Origin of the sequence: Marinovum sp. (assembly GCF_048263515.1) — a bacterium.
Taxonomy (GTDB): domain Bacteria; phylum Pseudomonadota; class Alphaproteobacteria; order Rhodobacterales; family Rhodobacteraceae; genus Marinovum.
Genome location: NZ_JBLXEC010000003.1, coordinates 1 through 14,908, shown reverse-complemented (window position 1 = coordinate 14,908; position 14,908 = coordinate 1). Strand labels below are relative to the sequence as shown.

The following is a 14,908-nucleotide window of genomic DNA, read 5'->3' as shown; positions in this document are numbered from 1 at the left end:
CCGCGCCACGGCCCGACGCTGGCGCTATTTCAACCGTGGTGACGTCAGATCGATGCGCCACGGGCGCGGAATCAAGGCCGCAGGCCGCCGCGCCATCGCCGGGCCGCCCCCTGGCCCGGCGATTGGGTGACGTCAGCACTCCGCTCGTTCAAAGCGCGCCAGTGACTGGGATAAAGCGCTCCGATCGGAGGGTGCTTCGCCGTGCCGCGGCCCGACGCTGGCGCTTCTCCGACCGGCGCACCCGGAAACGCGAAAGGCCGGGCAGATGCCCGGCCTTTCCATCACTTCTGCAACAGCTCAAACGCGGCCGTGGCAGTGCTTGAACTTCTTGCCGGAGCCGCAGGGGCAGGGCTCGTTGCGGCCGGTGTTGGCCCAGGCCTCGGGGGTCTCCTCGTCGAAGCCCGGCGCGGCGGCCTCGGCCTCCTGCGGCGGCGGGGCGTTTTCGCCCACCGGCTTGGCCTGGTCGTTCAGGGCCTTCTGAGCGGCCTGCTGCTCCTGAATCTGACGCAGCAGGGCGGCCTGTTCCTCTTCGGTCATCGGCCGGATCTGCGCCAGCTTCTGGCTGACATCCTCGCGCAGGCTCTCGAGCATCGATTCGAACAGGTGGAAGGCCTCGTTCTTGTACTCGTTGAGCGGATCGCGCTGGGCGTAGCCGCGGAAGGCCACAACCGAGCGCAGGTGCTCGAGCGTCAGCAGGTGCTCGCGCCACTTGGCGTCGATGGTCTGCAGCAGAACCTGCTTTTCGATGTTGCGCATGGTCTCGGGGCCAAAGGCCGCGGCCTTTTCCGCCATGTAGGCGTCGCTCTTTTCCTCGAGACGCTCGCGCACGACTTCCTGGTCGACACCCTCTTCCTCGGCCCAGTCGCGGATCGGCAGGTCGAGCCCGAGATACTGGATCACCGCGCCCTGAAGGCCCTCGGCGTCCCATTGATCGGCATAGGACTTCGGCGGCAGATACTGATCGACCAGCTCGTCGATCACCTCGTGGCGCATGTCCTGAACGATTTCCGACAGGTCCTCGGCTTCCATGATCTCGCGGCGCTGCGAGAAGATCACTTTCCGCTGGTCGTTCATCACGTCGTCGAACTTCAGCAGCTGCTTGCGGATGTCGAAGTTGCGCCCCTCGACCTTGGCCTGGGCGCGTTCCAGCGACTTGTTCACCCAAGGGTGCTCGATCGCCTCGCCTTCCTTCATGCCGAGGGTGTTGAGCACCTTGTCGAGCCGCTCGGAGCCGAAGATCCGCATCAGATCATCGTCAAGCGACAGGAAGAAGGACGACCGGCCCGGGTCCCCCTGACGGCCGGACCGGCCGCGCAGCTGGTTGTCGATCCGGCGGCTCTCGTGGCGCTCGGTGGCCAGGACATAGAGCCCGCCGGCCTGCTTCACCGCCTCTTCGTCGGCCTTGTGCTCCTCTTCGATCCGTTGCCGGATCTTCTCGGGGTCGGCTTCGGGATTGGCGGCGATGGCCTCCATGATCTTGAACTCGACGTTGCCGCCCAGCTTGATGTCGGTCCCGCGGCCGGCCATGTTGGTGGCGATGGTCACCGCACCCAGCTTGCCGGCATCGGCGACGATCTGCGCCTCTTGCTCGTGCTGGCGGGCGTTGAGCACGTTGTGCGTCAGACCGGCCTCGGTCAGCGCGCGGCTCAGCATCTCGGACTTCTCGATCGACGTGGTGCCGACGAGGACCGGCTGGCCCTTTTCGTGCGCCTTCTTGATCTCTTCGATGATCGCCTTGTACTTCTCGTCGTTGGTGCGGAAGACCTTGTCATCGTCGTCGATCCGCTCGATCGGCTTGTTGGTCGGCACTTCGACCACGCCCAGCCCGTAGATCTCGGAAAATTCCTCGGCCTCGGTGGCCGCGGTGCCGGTCATGCCGCCAAGCTTGTCATAAAGCCGGAAGTAGTTCTGGAAGGTCACCGAGGCCAGCGTGACGTTCTCGGGCTTGATCTCGCAGCCTTCCTTGGCCTCGATCGCCTGGTGCAGACCGTCGGACAGCCGCCGACCGGCCATCATCCGGCCGGTGAATTCGTCGATCAGCACGACCTCGTTGTCGCGGACGATGTAGTCCTTGTCCTTCTGGAACAGCTTGTGCGCCCGCAGACCCTGGTTGACGTGGTGCACCACGGTGGTGCTTTCCGGGTCATAGAGCGACTGGCCTTCGGGCAGGAGGTCATGGGCGCGCAGCTGCGCCTCGAGGAACTCGTTGCCGTCATCGGTAAAGGTGACGTTGCGGGTCTTTTCATCCAGCGTGAAGTGGCTGTCTTGCAGCAGCGGGATCAGCTTGTCGATGGTCTGGTAGAGGTCAGAGCGGTCCTCGGCGGGACCCGAGATGATCAGCGGCGTCCGCGCCTCGTCGATCAGGATCGAGTCGACCTCGTCGACGATGGCGAAGTTGTGGCCGCGCTGGAACATGTCCTTCAGCTCGGACTTCATGTTGTCGCGCAAATAATCGAAGCCCAGCTCGTTGTTCGTCGCATAGGTGATGTCGCAGTTGTAGGCGTCGTGCTTTTCCTGCTCGGACTGCCAGGGATAGACCACGCCGGTGGTCAGCCCGAGGGCACCGTAGACCTTGCTCATCCACTCGGCGTCACGTTTCGCCAGGTAGTCGTTGACCGTGACGATATGCACGCCCTTGCCGGTCAGCGCGTTCAGGTAGGCGGGGAAGGTGGCGACAAGGGTCTTGCCCTCACCGGTCTTCATCTCGGCAATGTTACCCTGGTGCAGGAAGATCCCGCCCATCAGCTGCACGTCAAAGGCGCGCAGGCCCAGCGCCCGCTTGGCAGCCTCGCGGCAGTTGGCAAAGGCCTCGGGCAGCAGCGCATCGAGGCTCTCGCCACCGTTGGCGCGTTCGGCCAGGGACTTGGTCCGTGCCTTGATCTCTTCGTCGCTGAGTTTCTCGAACTCAGGTTCCAGAGCGTTGATCTGTTCGACCAGCGGGCGCGTCGCCTTGATCTTGCGGTCGTTCGGTGTTCCGAACACCGATCTGGCGAGTTTTCCAAAGCCCAGCATACTCTCTCCGTCGAATAATGCGCACATCTTTGTGTCCGCGGCTTGCCCGTCCGCACCGCAACCCATATGCCTTTTCGGGAATGGGGCGTCCGTCGGGACAAAAGCGATGTAAGGGTCGCCCCCTGCAGTGTCAACGCCGCCCACCGGCGCGGCCATGAATGAAGGAAAACTTGATGTTGAAAAGCGTGAAAACCGCCGCTCTGATGGCCGCTCTGGCCTCCCCCGTCCTGGCTGAACAACATGCGCCGGTCGACGTGGATCAGGTGGTGGCCACGGTCAACGGAACCGAAATCACCCTCGGCCACATGATCATGATCCGCGCCTCGCTGCCCGAACAGCTGCGCCAGCTGCCCGACGACGTGCTCTGGGAAGGCATCATGGACCAGCTGATCCAGCAGACCCTGCTGGTGCAGGCCGGCCCTGAAGAGGTGTCGCAACGCGTGGCTCTGGCGCTCGACAACGAGGAACGCGCCCTGCGCGCCGCCGAACATGCCCAGGCGGCGATGGATGAAGCGGTGACCGAGGCGGCGCTGGCCGACGCCTATGCCGAGACCTACGAGGGCGAGAACCGCGGCATGGAATTCAATGCCTCGCACATCCTCGTCGAGACCGAGGAAAAGGCCGCGGCCCTGGCCGAACGCGCCCGCGCCGGCGAGGATTTCGCCGAGCTGGCCAAGGAAAACTCGACCGGTCCCTCCGGCCCCAATGGCGGCGAGCTGGGCTGGTTCGGTGCCGGCATGATGGTGGCCGAGTTCGAAGCGGCGGTAAAGGAACTGGGCGCCGGCGACATCTCGGACCCGGTGCAGACACAGTTCGGCTGGCACGTGATCAAGCTCAATGAGACCCGCGTCGCCGAGGCGCCCGCGATGGAAGAGGTTCGCGCCGAGCTCGAGCAGCAGGTCCGCAACGCGGCGCTCGACGAAGTGCTGGACGGCCTGACCGAGGCCGCCGAGATCACCAAGACCGACAAGGCAGAGGTCGACACCTCGGTCCTGAAGAACATCGACCTGATCGGACAGTAAACCATGGCCAAATCCCTGCCTGTTTCCCCCCTCGCGCCCGCCGCGTTCCCCGAGATGCCCGTGATCGACGGTGTCACTTTTGCCTCGGCCGAGGCAGGGGTGCGCTATGCGGGGCGCAAGGACGTGATGCTGGCGCTGCTTGCCCCGGGCAGCGCCGTGGCAGGGGTTTTCACCCGCTCGGCCACCCGCTCGGCCCCGGTGCTCGACTGCCAGGCCAAGCTGGGCAGCGCCCTGGACGCCGGCGCGGCGATCCTGGTCAATGCCGGCAATTCCAACGCCTTCACCGGCCAGCGCGGCGTGGCCTCGGTCGCGGCGATCTGTGCGGCGGCGGCCGAGGCTGCCGGCGTGCCCGAGGCGCGGGTCTTCACCTCGTCGACCGGGGTGATCGGCGAGCCGTTGCCGCATGACCGGATCATCGACGTGCTCGATCACCTGATCGCGGCACAGGACCCGGGCGCCATCACCGATGCCGCCCGCGCCATCATGACCACCGACACCTATCCCAAGGGCGCCACCCGCAGCATAGAGATCGACGGCAAAACCGTTCAGATCGCCGGCATCGCCAAGGGGTCGGGCATGATCGCGCCCGACATGGCGACGATGCTGGTCTATATCTTCACCGATGGCGTCTGCGCCCAGCCGGCGCTGCAGGCCATGCTGTCGAAGCTGACCGACCTGACCTTCAACTGCATCACCGTCGACAGCGACACCTCGACCTCGGACACGCTGCTGCTGGCTGCCACCGGCAAGTCCGGCGTCGACGTGGCCGACAACGTGGCCTTCGAGGAGGCGCTCTTCGAGGTGATGATGGACCTCGCCCACCAGGTGGTGCGCGACGGCGAGGGCGCGACCAAGTTCGTCCAGATCGACGTGACCGGCGCCGCCAGCGATGCCGAGGCCCATACCCACGCCATGGCCATCGCCAATTCGCCGCTGGTCAAGACCGCCATCGCCGGCGAGGACCCGAACTGGGGCCGCGTCGTCATGGCAATCGGCAAGAGCGGCGCTCAGGCCGACCGTGACCGCATCACCATCCGCTTCGGCGATACGCTGGTGGCGGAAAACGGCTGGGTGCATCCCGACTACAAGGAAGCCGATGCCGCGGCGCACATGAAGGGCGACCATATCGCCATCGCCGTCGATCTGGGGATCGGGCAGGGCGCCAAGCGCGTCTGGACCTGTGATCTGACCCACGGCTACATCGACATCAACGCCGATTATCGCTCCTGATCTTCTTCTCTTTCCAAATACCGCCGGGGAGCGCGAGGGGGAGACCCCTCGCACCCACGCCCGCCAGAAGCACAGCGCCATGACACATGTGATCCTCGTCTCAGCCGTTGCCCTGATCGACCGTGACGGCCGCGTGCTGCTGGCGCAGCGGCCCGAGGGCAAATCCATGGCCGGGCTCTGGGAATTTCCCGGCGGCAAGGTCGAGCCGGGCGAAACGCCGGAAGCGGCGCTGATCCGCGAGCTGCAGGAAGAGCTGGGCATCGACACCTGGGCCTCCTGCCTGGCGCCGCTGACCTTTGCCAGCCACGCCTACGACAGCTTTCACCTGCTGATGCCGGTCTTTGCCTGCCGCAAGTGGCAGGGCATACCGCAGGCGCAGGAAGGCCAGACCCTGGCGTGGGTGGCGCCGAACAGGCTGCGCGACTACCCGATGCCGCCCGCCGATCTGCCGCTGATCCCGATCCTGCGCGACTGGCTCTGAGCGGTGTTTCGCCGGTGGCGACAAAGGACGCAACGTTCGATGCATTTTACAGCGCTTTGATACAACAGCGGGCTGTTTGTGACCTTCTGCGCCCCTCGACAATGTCGACGGTTTCCATAAGGTCTGTCGCAGGCAACCGGAGGATCAGGATATGTTGAGAACGATATCGCTGGGAAAGTACATCACGGTTCAGGGTATTTTCTTGCGCCAGCTGGCCGATGGCCGGATTGCGGTGCGCGATGGGGCGCGGGTGTTCCTGGGGCTGCCGGTCTGAAGGGTCTCTGCCCTTCGATCTGACGGCCCTGCCTCCCGCCATCCACGGTTAACGAGTCAACGAAAAAGGGGACAGATTGCTCTGTCCCCTTTTCCATTTTCACACTTTGCGGTCGGATCAGTCGAGCTTGCGTTCGACTTCCGTGCGCTCGAAGATCTCGATGACGTCGCCGGGGCGGACATCGTCGTAGTTCTCGAAGGCCATGCCGCATTCCTGGCCGGATTGCACTTCGGCAACCTCGTCCTTGAAGCGCTTGAGCGTCTTCAGCGTGCCTTCGTGGATCACCACGTCGTCGCGCAGCAGGCGGACACCGGCGGAGCGGCGCGCCACCCCTTCGGTCACCAGACAGCCGGCGACCTTGCCGACGTTGGAGACCTTGAAGACCTCCTTGATCTGGGCATAGCCGATGAAGTTCTCGCGAACCTCTGCCGACAGCAGGCCCGAAGCGGCGGCTTTGACGTCGTCGACCAGGTCGTAGATCACGCTGTAGTAGCGGATTTCCACGCCCTTCTGGTTGGCCGAGTTCCGCGCCGAGGCATTGGCCCGGACGTTGAAGCCGAGGATCGGCGCGTTGGACGCCTCTGCCAGGCCCACGTCGGTCTCGGTGATCGCGCCCACACCATAGTGCAGCACGCGCACGCGCACCTCGTCGTTGCCGATCTTCTCCATCGCCTGGACGATGGCCTCGGCGGAGCCCTGCACGTCGGCCTTGACCAGGATCGGCAGCTCGGCCACGTTCTCGTCTTCCTTGGCTTTCGCCAGAAGCTGATCGAGCGTGGTCGCCGCACCGGCCGCGGCCCGCTTGTCCTTGGCGGCCTGCTCTCGGTATTCCGCGATCTCGCGCGCCTGCGCTTCGGTGTCGACCACGTTGAGCACGTCACCCGCTTCCGGTGTGCCGTTCAGACCCAGCACCTCGACAGGCACCGACGGACCGGCCTCTTCGACCCGTTCACCGGTGTCCGAGATCAGCGCCCGCACCTTGCCCCACTGCTCGCCCACGACGAAGATATCGCCCTGTTTCAGCGTGCCGTTCTGCACCAGAACGGTGGCGACGGGGCCGCGGCCGACGTCGAGCTGGGCTTCGATCACCGCACCATGCGCGGCACGGTTCGGGTTGGCCTTGAGCTCGAGAATCTCGGCCTGAAGCGCGATGGCTTCGAGCAGCTCGTCGAGGCCCTGACCGGTGATGGCCGACACTTCGATGTCCTGCACGTCACCCGAGAGCTTCTCGACGATGACTTCGTGCTGAAGCAGGTCGGTCCGCACCTTGTCGGGGTTTGCGGCAGGCTTGTCGCACTTGTTGATCGCCACGATCATCGGCACCTTAGCCGCTTTCGCGTGGGCAATCGCCTCGATGGTCTGCGGCATGACCGCGTCATCGGCAGCCACCACGAGCACGACGATATCCGTCACCTGGGCCCCGCGCGACCGCATCGAGGTAAAGGCGGCGTGGCCCGGCGTGTCGAGGAACGACAGGATGGCACCGGTGTCGGTTTCCACCTGATAGGCGCCGATGTGCTGGGTGATGCCGCCGGCTTCGCCGGAGACGACCTTGGTGTTGCGGATCGCGTCGAGCAGCGAGGTCTTGCCGTGGTCGACGTGGCCCATGATGGTGATGACCGGGGGACGGGACTGGAGATCCTCTTCCTTGTCCTCGACCTCCTTGATGACGTCTTCGACATCGGCATCGGAGACCCGCTGCACCTTGTGACCGAACTCTTCGATGATCAGCTCGGCGGTATCGGCGTCGATCGTCTGGTTCTGGGTGACCATCATGCCCATGTTCATGAGCGATTTGACCACGTCCGCCACGCGTTCCGCCATGCGGTTGGCCAGCTCGGAGACAACGATCGCCTCGGGCAGCTTGACCTCGCGGACAACCTTCTCGCGCTCGACCGGGCCGCCCATGGCTTTCTGCCGGGCACGTTCCTGCTTGCGCTTCATCGCGGCCATCGAGCGCTGACGCCCGCCTTCGCCACCGGTGAGCGCCTGGTTCACGGTCAGCTTGCCGGAGCGACGGCCGCCATCGCGGGCACCCTTGCCCTTGTTCTGACGGTCCTGCTCGCGCTCGGGCTTCTTGGCCGGGGCCTGCTTGGACCCGCCACCGCGCTGCGCGTCGGGCTGGCCCTCGTCGGGGGCCGCGGCCTTGGCTGCGGCGGCCTTGGCCTTGGTCTCGGCGGCCTGGCGCTTGCGCTCTTCTTCCTCGGCCTTTGCCTTGGCTTTCTCTTCGGCCTCGCGCTGTTCGCGCTCCTTGGCCTCCATCTCGGCGCGGCGGCGCTCGCGCTCTTCGGCGCGCGCCTCCTCGTCCGCCTTGCGGGCCGCGGCCTCTTCGACTTCGCGCGCCTTGGCAGCCTGGACCGCCTTCAGACGGCGCTCCATCTCGGCATCAGTGATCCCGGCGGGCCGTTTGCCGGCACCACCCACGCCCCCGCCAGCCCCGCCAGAGCCGGGTTTGGCCCCGCCCGGCTTGGGCACGACCACGCGCTTGCGTTTGGTTTCAACCACGACGTTCTTTGTCCGCCCATGGCTGAAGCTCTGCTTCACATTGCCCGGACGGGAGCCGCCACGTAAACCAAGGGTCTTTTTGCCGTCATTATCGCTCAAAGCTCTATTTTCCTTTCCGGTGACCGTTGCCACCGTCGTCTTGCGCGCGTAGATTTTTCAATCTTGCGGCTTCCTCTACTACACGTTCCGTGAGTCCACCAGACGCCAGCGCGCCATGTATCACAGTTTGTCGGCCGAATGCCAATCCTAACTCGTCTGCGGTCAGCCAGCCGATGAACTTGCCCCCGTAGGGGGTGCTCAGCTTGGTCTTGCCCCTTTCGGAGCCGTCGCTGGCCTGGATCAGGACGCGAGCCTCTTCTTTCTGAAGCCAGTCCTTGACCTTTTCATACCCGGCGACCGCGCGCCCGCCCTTGCGGGCGAGCGAAATCAGATCGACCACGCGGCGCGCGATCTGTCTTTCAACCTCGGCCACCAGCCCGTCGGGGACGGTGACCGGCTGTTTCGCGCTGCGCGCGAACAGCTTTTTCGATACCGCCTTTTCCAGGGCGGCCCGGTCCGACGACACCCAGATGCCGCGCCCGGGCAGCTTGCCCAGGATATCCGGCACCGCCTGGCCCTCGGGGCCGACGACGAAGCGGATCATCCGCGACACCGGCAAGACCTCGCCGGTGGCGATGCATTTACGCTCGGGCCCGGTGTCGTCCCGGTCCTTGTCTTTTCCGCCGCGTGTCATCGTTTCGCCTCCGCGACCGTTCAGTCCCGTGCCTCTTCGGGCGCTTGCGCGTCCTCATCGGCGGTGGCGTCTTCGTCTTCTTCTGCGCTGTCGTCTTCCGCGGTTTCGAGATCCGCCGGATCCACCCAGCCCAGCTCGACCCGTGCGGTCATCACCAGCGCCTGGGCTTCCTCGAGCGAGACGTCGAAAGGCTCGAGCAGGCCGTCATCCTTGATGCGCTCGCCATTGGCCGTGGTCCATCCGCCGGCCAGCTCCCAATCGGCGCAGGTGGCGAAGTCTTCGAGAGTCTTGATACCGTCCTTGGCCAGAACTTCGATCATTTGGGGTGTCAGACCGTCAAAGTCAATAAGGCTGTCCTCGGCACCCAGTTCGCGGGCACTGGCCAGCGCCTTGCGGGCCTGTTCCTCGAGATATTCGCGGGCGCGGGTCTGCAGCTCTTCGGCGGTGCCTTCGTCGACACCATCGATCACCAGCAGTTCGTCCTGCTCGACATAGGCCACCTCTTCGAGGTTGGTGAAGCCTTCCGAGACCAGCAGCTGGGCGAAGAATTCGTCGAGGTCGAGCGTGTCCATGAACAGCTGCGTGCGCTCTTCGAATTCCTTCTGACGACGCGCCGATTCCTCGGCCTCGGTCATGATGTCGATGTCGAGACCGGTGAGCTGTGAGGCCAGACGCACGTTCTGACCGCGACGGCCGATGGCGAGCGAGAGCTGCTCTTCCGGCACCACCACCTCGATGCGCTCGGCTTCCTCGTCGAGAACCACCTTGGTGACCTCGGCGGGCTGCAGCGCGTTCACCAGGAAGGTGGGCTGGTCCTCGTTCCACGGGATGATGTCGATCTTTTCGCCCTGAAGCTCGTTGACCACGGCCTGGACGCGCGAACCACGCATACCGACGCAGGCGCCGACGGGGTCGATCGAGCCGTCATAGGAAATGACGGCGATCTTGGCGCGCGACCCGGGATCGCGGGCGACGGCCTTGATCTCGATGATGCCGTCGTAGATCTCGGGCACTTCCATCTTGAACAGCTCGGCCATGAACTCGGGCGCGGTGCGCGACAGGAAGATCTGCGGGCCACGGGCTTCGCGGCGCACGTCCTTGATGTAGCAGCGGATACGGTCGTTCGGGCGATAGCTCTCGCGGCCGATCTTCTCGTTGCGGCGCAGGATGGCTTCGCCACGGCCCACGTCGACGATGACGTTGCCGTATTCTTCGCGCTTGACCTGGCCGTTGATGATGGTGCCAGCGCGGTCCTTGAACTCCTCGTACTGGCGGTCACGCTCGGCTTCGCGGACCTTCTGCAGGATCACCTGCTTGGCCGATTGCGCCGCGATCCGGCCCATTTCCACCGGCGGCACTTCCTCGACATAGGTGTCGCCGACCTTGGGATCGGCCATGTACTGCTTGGCCTGTTCGACGGTCATCTCGGCCTGGTAGTTCTCGAGCTCTTCATCCTCGACCACGGTGCGCACGCGGGTGAATGTCGCCCGGCCGGTGCGGCGGTCGATCGAAACCCGGATGTCCATTTCGGAGCCGTAGCGCGACTTGGCGGCACGGGCGAGGCTCTCTTCCATCGCCTCGACGACGAGGCCGGGGTCGATCATCTTCTCGCGTGCCACCGCCTCGGCGGTCTGCAAAAGCTCAAGCTGGTTGGCTGAGGTGATTGCCATTATTCTTTCTCCTCTTGAGACGCCGCTTCTTCGGTCTCGATCTCGTCAAACTTGGTTTCGTCCACGTCCGCTGCCTTGCGCTGGCGCAGCATCTCGCGGATCAGCTCGTCCGTCATGACCAGCTTGGCATCGCTCAGCCAGTCAAAGTCCAGGCCCAGGGTCACCGTCTCTTCGCCCTCTGAGGAGCCGTCGACGTTGATCAGCACCTCGTTTCCCTCGACACCGGCCAGCACGCCCTTGAAGCGGCGGCGGCCGTCGATCAGCTCGGTGGTCTCGATCTTGGCCTCATATCCCTCGAATGTCTCGAAATCCTTGAGCCGGGTCAGCGGCCGGTCGATGCCGGGGCTGGAGACCTCGAGCGTATAGGCGTCGAGAATCGGGTCCTCGACGTCGAGCGTGGCGCTGACCGCATTGGAAATCGCCGCACATTCGTCGACCTCGATGCCGCCGGTGGGGCGTTCGGCCATGATCTGCAGCGTCTGGCTCTTGCCGCTCATCAGCCGAATGCGGACCAGTTCAAAGCCCATATCTTCAATCACCGGGCCGATAATCTCGGCCAGGCGGCGGTCGATCGCGGCTTTGGCGATCAGGGTATTCGACAGAATATCACTCATGCGGCTTCCTGCGGGTTCGGCCCGGCGAGCGGGCACAAAAAAACGGGCGCGCGGCCCGTCGAACTTTCCGGTGGAGCTTCGGGTGTGGCCCGACGCGCCGCTGTTGGATCGGCATATACGCGCTGCCGGCCTCTGACGCAAGGGGGCAGCGCGCAGGTTGTTGGTCAGAGCAGCAGCGCGTCGTCGGCACCGACCTCCTCCTCAAGCGGATCCGGGCTGCTGGTGTCTCCCTCCGCCTCGAGCCCGAGAAGCGCCTCTGCCATCGCCTCTGGCGAGGGCGCGGCGGTCTCGCCGGGGTCGGGGGCGCCGGTGATCGGCAGCATCTGCTCGCCGGTGTCGGGACCGCCCCAGCGGAGGTAGAGCATCTGGTCCTCGGTCCGGTCGAGATAGAGCACCTGGAAGTCATGTGCCCCCGGTTCGAGCGTCACCTCGGCCTGCTGGAACCACTCCGAGCCCGGCGCCTCGTTGTCGAGGATCACCTGACCGTCGAGACTGATCACCGCGCCATCATCGGCAAACATCTCGAAGCGGTAGGTGCCGCCGGTCTCGATCAAAAGCTCGGTGGTGTAGCGCACCGCAAAGTTGTCGTCCGGCCCGCCGATCCAGGGGGCGGGGTCGCTTTCGGTAAAGCCGATGCTTTCGACGGTTTCGGTCATCTCGGCGGCCGAGAAATCGGCGGCAGTGACCGAGGCGATATCCGGCGCGACCGAGAGGTATTCGGCGGTGATGACCCCGGGGGCCGGTGGGGGTGTGGGCTCTGGTTCCGGTTCAGGTTCTGGCTCCGGCTCTGGTTCGGGCTCCGGCTCCGGTTCAGGTTCGGGTTCGGGCTCCGGCTCAGGTTCTGGTTCCGGCTCGGGTTCCGGCTCGGGTTCTGGCTCAGGCTCCGGCGGCGGCTCGAAATCGGCGATGTCAAAGCCCGCCGCTTCCAGTTCGACCGAGATCACCGTGTCGATCTCGGTCAGCCGCTCGGCGATCCGGGGATCGATCTCTGGCGGGATCACCATGTCGGGCGGCACCGCCTCGCCATAGATGGCCGAGTAATTGATCATCCCGGCAAGGAAATACAGCGTCTCGGTGCCATGCGGCGCGGTATCGACGTAAAGCTCTTCGATGGTCAGATCCGCCAGCACGCCGCCATCCTGCAACAGTTCCGACAGGATGGCGCCGGTGGGCAGCACCGCCACATCGGCATCGGGATCGGCGGCAATCACCTGGGCGGCGAGGTCTTCGTACCAGTCAAGATAGTCGCCCTGATTGTAGGCGTGATACGCCTCGATCACTCCCTCGGCACTGGACAGATCCTCGGAAAACAGCCCCAGGTCGGCCCAGCCCTGATAGATCAGGATCTCGGCCCCTGGGTGCGCCGTCGTCATGTCGGCGACGATGGCCTGCATGTCGGTCAGTGCCGAGCGACTGCCGTCGCCATAGGGGGCGTCGGGTGGCTGCCACTGGATGAAGTTGGCGGGGCCGACCATGATGACATCGAGTTGCGCCGCCTCGAAGGGCTCGGTCTCGGCGTCCCAGGCCGGGGCCACACCTTCGAAGCCCCAGCCCGATCCGGGCGTCTCGGCGTCGGCGAACTGCGACAGGAACCCCGAATTTCCGCTGAGCTCGTAGCTGTGGCCGGCGGCCTGGGCGATGTAGTCGGTCCAGACCGGCACGTTGGTCTGTGGCCCACCGTTATGGTTGACGAGAGAATTGGCCAGGATGAACTGGCTGACAGTATGCGGCATTGGGGCACCTCGCAAAATCGCGGAAGGCGAGGTGCATGGCCAAGGCATCGCCGCAGCCTGCGGACGGCCCGGCATGCAGGATCGATTTTACCAGCCCCCACCGGTATCCTGCGATTTTACCAAACCCGTAAAGTTTGGATCAAGTTTTCATGTGAACAGGAGGCGTGCTGCCGGAATATTCACGCGACAAGCGGTATCATAGTACCAAAGAGCTTGACCAAGGCCTCGTTTTGCTTGAACTCCCGGCGGTACCGGGACACCAGTGCCGCAGATGATTCGCCGTTTACTTCGCGTCGAGCCGCCCGGCGGATTCCTTGATCGCGTCGTATTGACCGGTCGGGCGGAAGCGCCAGAGGTAGTCCGGCAGCACGGCCTCGGTCGCAGTGGGGCGAATGCCGAGGTCGGACAGGCCCCGCGCGCCCTCTGACACCACGTTGTCGGAGCGCAGCGAGCGCACCTGGTCTCGGGTCAGGATGCCGTTGGAGAAAAGCCCGAGCGTCAGCTTCGACAAGAGGTCGAAGCCGCCCGCCATCAGGTTGGCCGCCCAGAACGGCAGGTTCAGCACCAGCCGGCGGCGGCGCACCACTGCCAGCATCTCCTGCATCAACTCGCGGAAGCTGGCCACATCGGGACCGCCCAGTTCATAGACGCCGCCGGGAACCTTGCCGGTGGCGCCAAGCGCCGCGGCCATGGCCACGTCGTCGACATAGACCGGCTGGAATTTCGTGTCGGCGCCCACCACCGGCAGGATCGGCCCCATCCGGGACATGCCGGCGAACCGGTTGAAGAAATTGTCCTCTGGGCCAAAGATCACCGAAGGCCGCAGGATCATCGCGCCCGGCATATGCGCCAGGACATTGGCCTCGCCCTCAGCCTTGGTGCGCTGATAATCGCTCTCCGACTCGGCATTTGCGCCGATCGCCGAGATATGCACCATCCGGGCCACGCCGCTTTCCGCCGCGATGCGGGCCACGCGGCCGGCACCCTCGGCCTGAACGGCGTCGAAGTTGTTCTTGCCGGTGGCGTCGAAGGTGCCGACGCAGTTGATCACCGCCTCGGCGCCCTGCATCACCTGGCGCACGCTGGTGTCATCGCGGATGTTGCACAGAACCGGCTCGACCTGGCCCACCACACCATAGGTGCGCACGAAATGGGCCTCGTTCGGACGCCGGCAGGCCACGCGCACCCGCCAGCCCTCTTTGGCCATGTGTCGTGCAATATATCGACCGACAAAGCCGGAGCCGCCGTAGATCGTGACCAGTCTGGACATCGGAGCCTCGCGTTTTTCCTTGCCTAAAGGGAATATAACCGGGTCCAGGGTGTGACAAGACGATAAGCTGTCGCCTTCCTGGCATTTCTTGCAGATTCTGCGTTGACACTCTCCGCGGCCAATATTAAACGCCCCCTCACGACACCTGCCCAGGTGGCGGAATGGTAGACGCGCTAGCTTCAGGTGCTAGTGTCCGTATGGACGTGGAGGTTCGAGTCCTCTCCTGGGCACCATAATCAAGCGAAAAAACCCAGCATAGCTGGGTTTTTTGCGTTTTTGCAGGTGTTTTGGCCGAAAACTGCCCCACAGAGTGCCCCACACCTCCGGGCCTCGCCTGCCCGATCTTGGCTACCCAAACGCTTGG

At 64.7% G+C, this 14,908-nt stretch carries 11 protein-coding genes and 1 tRNA gene; 5 read left to right on the top strand and 7 right to left on the bottom strand.

The window, feature by feature from the left end:
- Nucleotides 1-297: 297 nt before the first annotated feature.
- A complete protein-coding gene (secA, locus tag ACN0SE_RS04365; protein WP_417523269.1) occupies nt 298-3,012 on the bottom strand; it encodes a preprotein translocase subunit SecA in 2,715 nt (904 codons plus the stop codon).
- Between the two features lie 173 nt (nt 3,013-3,185).
- On the opposite strand from secA, the gene ACN0SE_RS04360 reads away from it, so the two are divergent.
- From ACN0SE_RS04360 to ACN0SE_RS04345, 4 genes are all read left to right on the top strand, one after another.
- Nucleotides 3,186-4,034 (top strand): peptidylprolyl isomerase, encoded by an 849-nt coding sequence (locus ACN0SE_RS04360; protein WP_417523268.1) that lies wholly within the window; start codon nt 3,186-3,188, stop codon nt 4,032-4,034.
- 3 nt (nt 4,035-4,037) lie between these two features.
- Nucleotides 4,038-5,264: a bifunctional glutamate N-acetyltransferase/amino-acid acetyltransferase ArgJ gene (gene argJ / locus ACN0SE_RS04355; RefSeq protein WP_417523267.1), complete on the top strand. Its 1,227-nt coding sequence runs from the start codon at nt 4,038-4,040 to the stop codon at nt 5,262-5,264.
- Nucleotides 5,265-5,343: 79 nt separating this feature from the next.
- The gene (gene mutT, locus ACN0SE_RS04350; RefSeq protein WP_417523266.1) at nt 5,344-5,745 is read left to right on the top strand and encodes an 8-oxo-dGTP diphosphatase MutT; all 402 of its coding nucleotides are present in this window, start codon (nt 5,344-5,346) and stop codon (nt 5,743-5,745) included.
- A gap of 151 nt (nt 5,746-5,896) precedes the next feature.
- Entirely contained in the window at nt 5,897-6,019 is a 123-nt protein-coding gene (locus tag ACN0SE_RS04345) for a hypothetical protein (protein WP_417523265.1), read from the top strand.
- Nucleotides 6,020-6,136: 117 nt separating this feature from the next.
- On the opposite strand, the gene infB is transcribed toward ACN0SE_RS04345, so the two are convergent.
- The 6 genes from infB to ACN0SE_RS04315 all read right to left on the bottom strand — a co-directional run bounded on the left by infB (nt 6,137) and on the right by ACN0SE_RS04315 (nt 14,544).
- Nucleotides 6,137-8,623: a translation initiation factor IF-2 gene (gene infB / locus ACN0SE_RS04340; RefSeq protein WP_417523264.1), complete on the bottom strand. Its 2,487-nt coding sequence runs from the start codon at nt 8,621-8,623 to the stop codon at nt 6,137-6,139.
- A gap of 4 nt (nt 8,624-8,627) precedes the next feature.
- On the bottom strand, nt 8,628-9,257 hold the full coding sequence (locus tag ACN0SE_RS04335) for an RNA-binding protein (RefSeq protein ID WP_417523263.1): 630 nt from the start codon (nt 9,255-9,257) through the stop codon (nt 8,628-8,630).
- A 20-nt stretch (nt 9,258-9,277) separates the two neighbouring features.
- Nucleotides 9,278-10,927 carry a transcription termination factor NusA gene (gene nusA, locus ACN0SE_RS04330; protein ID WP_417523262.1) on the bottom strand — a complete coding sequence of 550 codons (1,650 nt, stop codon included), beginning with the start codon at nt 10,925-10,927 and terminating at the stop codon, nt 9,278-9,280.
- Entirely contained in the window at nt 10,927-11,529 is a 603-nt protein-coding gene (rimP, locus tag ACN0SE_RS04325; RefSeq protein WP_417523468.1) for a ribosome maturation factor RimP, read from the bottom strand. The genes nusA and rimP overlap by 1 nt, the downstream gene beginning before the upstream one ends.
- A gap of 176 nt (nt 11,530-11,705) precedes the next feature.
- Nucleotides 11,706-13,274, bottom strand: a complete 1,569-nt coding sequence (locus tag ACN0SE_RS04320; protein ID WP_417523261.1) for a PA14 domain-containing protein — start codon at nt 13,272-13,274, stop codon at nt 11,706-11,708.
- A 283-nt stretch (nt 13,275-13,557) separates the two neighbouring features.
- On the bottom strand, nt 13,558-14,544 hold the full coding sequence (locus ACN0SE_RS04315; RefSeq protein ID WP_417523260.1) for a complex I NDUFA9 subunit family protein: 987 nt from the start codon (nt 14,542-14,544) through the stop codon (nt 13,558-13,560).
- 147 nt (nt 14,545-14,691) lie between these two features.
- On the opposite strand from ACN0SE_RS04315, the gene ACN0SE_RS04310 reads away from it, so the two are divergent.
- Nucleotides 14,692-14,777: transfer RNA gene (locus ACN0SE_RS04310), tRNA-Leu, on the top strand.
- The last annotated feature ends 131 nt before the right edge of the window (nt 14,778-14,908 follow it).

Bases quoted from the DNA above. Each gene is read 5' to 3' on its own strand.
- ACN0SE_RS04320 (WP_417523261.1), bottom strand. From the start codon at position 13,274: ATGCCGCATACTGTCAGCCAGTTCATCCTGGCCAATTCTCTCGTCAAC.
- argJ (WP_417523267.1), top strand. From the start codon at position 4,038: ATGGCCAAATCCCTGCCTGTTTCCCCCCTCGCGCCCGCCGCGTTCCCC.
- nusA (WP_417523262.1), bottom strand. From the start codon at position 10,927: ATGGCAATCACCTCAGCCAACCAGCTTGAGCTTTTGCAGACCGCCGAG.
- ACN0SE_RS04335 (WP_417523263.1), bottom strand. From the start codon at position 9,257: ATGACACGCGGCGGAAAAGACAAGGACCGGGACGACACCGGGCCCGAG.
- ACN0SE_RS04345 (WP_417523265.1), top strand. From the start codon at position 5,897: ATGTTGAGAACGATATCGCTGGGAAAGTACATCACGGTTCAGGGTATT.
- mutT (WP_417523266.1), top strand. From the start codon at position 5,344: ATGACACATGTGATCCTCGTCTCAGCCGTTGCCCTGATCGACCGTGAC.
- secA (WP_417523269.1), bottom strand. From the start codon at position 3,012: ATGCTGGGCTTTGGAAAACTCGCCAGATCGGTGTTCGGAACACCGAAC.
- ACN0SE_RS04360 (WP_417523268.1), top strand. From the start codon at position 3,186: ATGTTGAAAAGCGTGAAAACCGCCGCTCTGATGGCCGCTCTGGCCTCC.
- ACN0SE_RS04315 (WP_417523260.1), bottom strand. From the start codon at position 14,544: ATGTCCAGACTGGTCACGATCTACGGCGGCTCCGGCTTTGTCGGTCGA.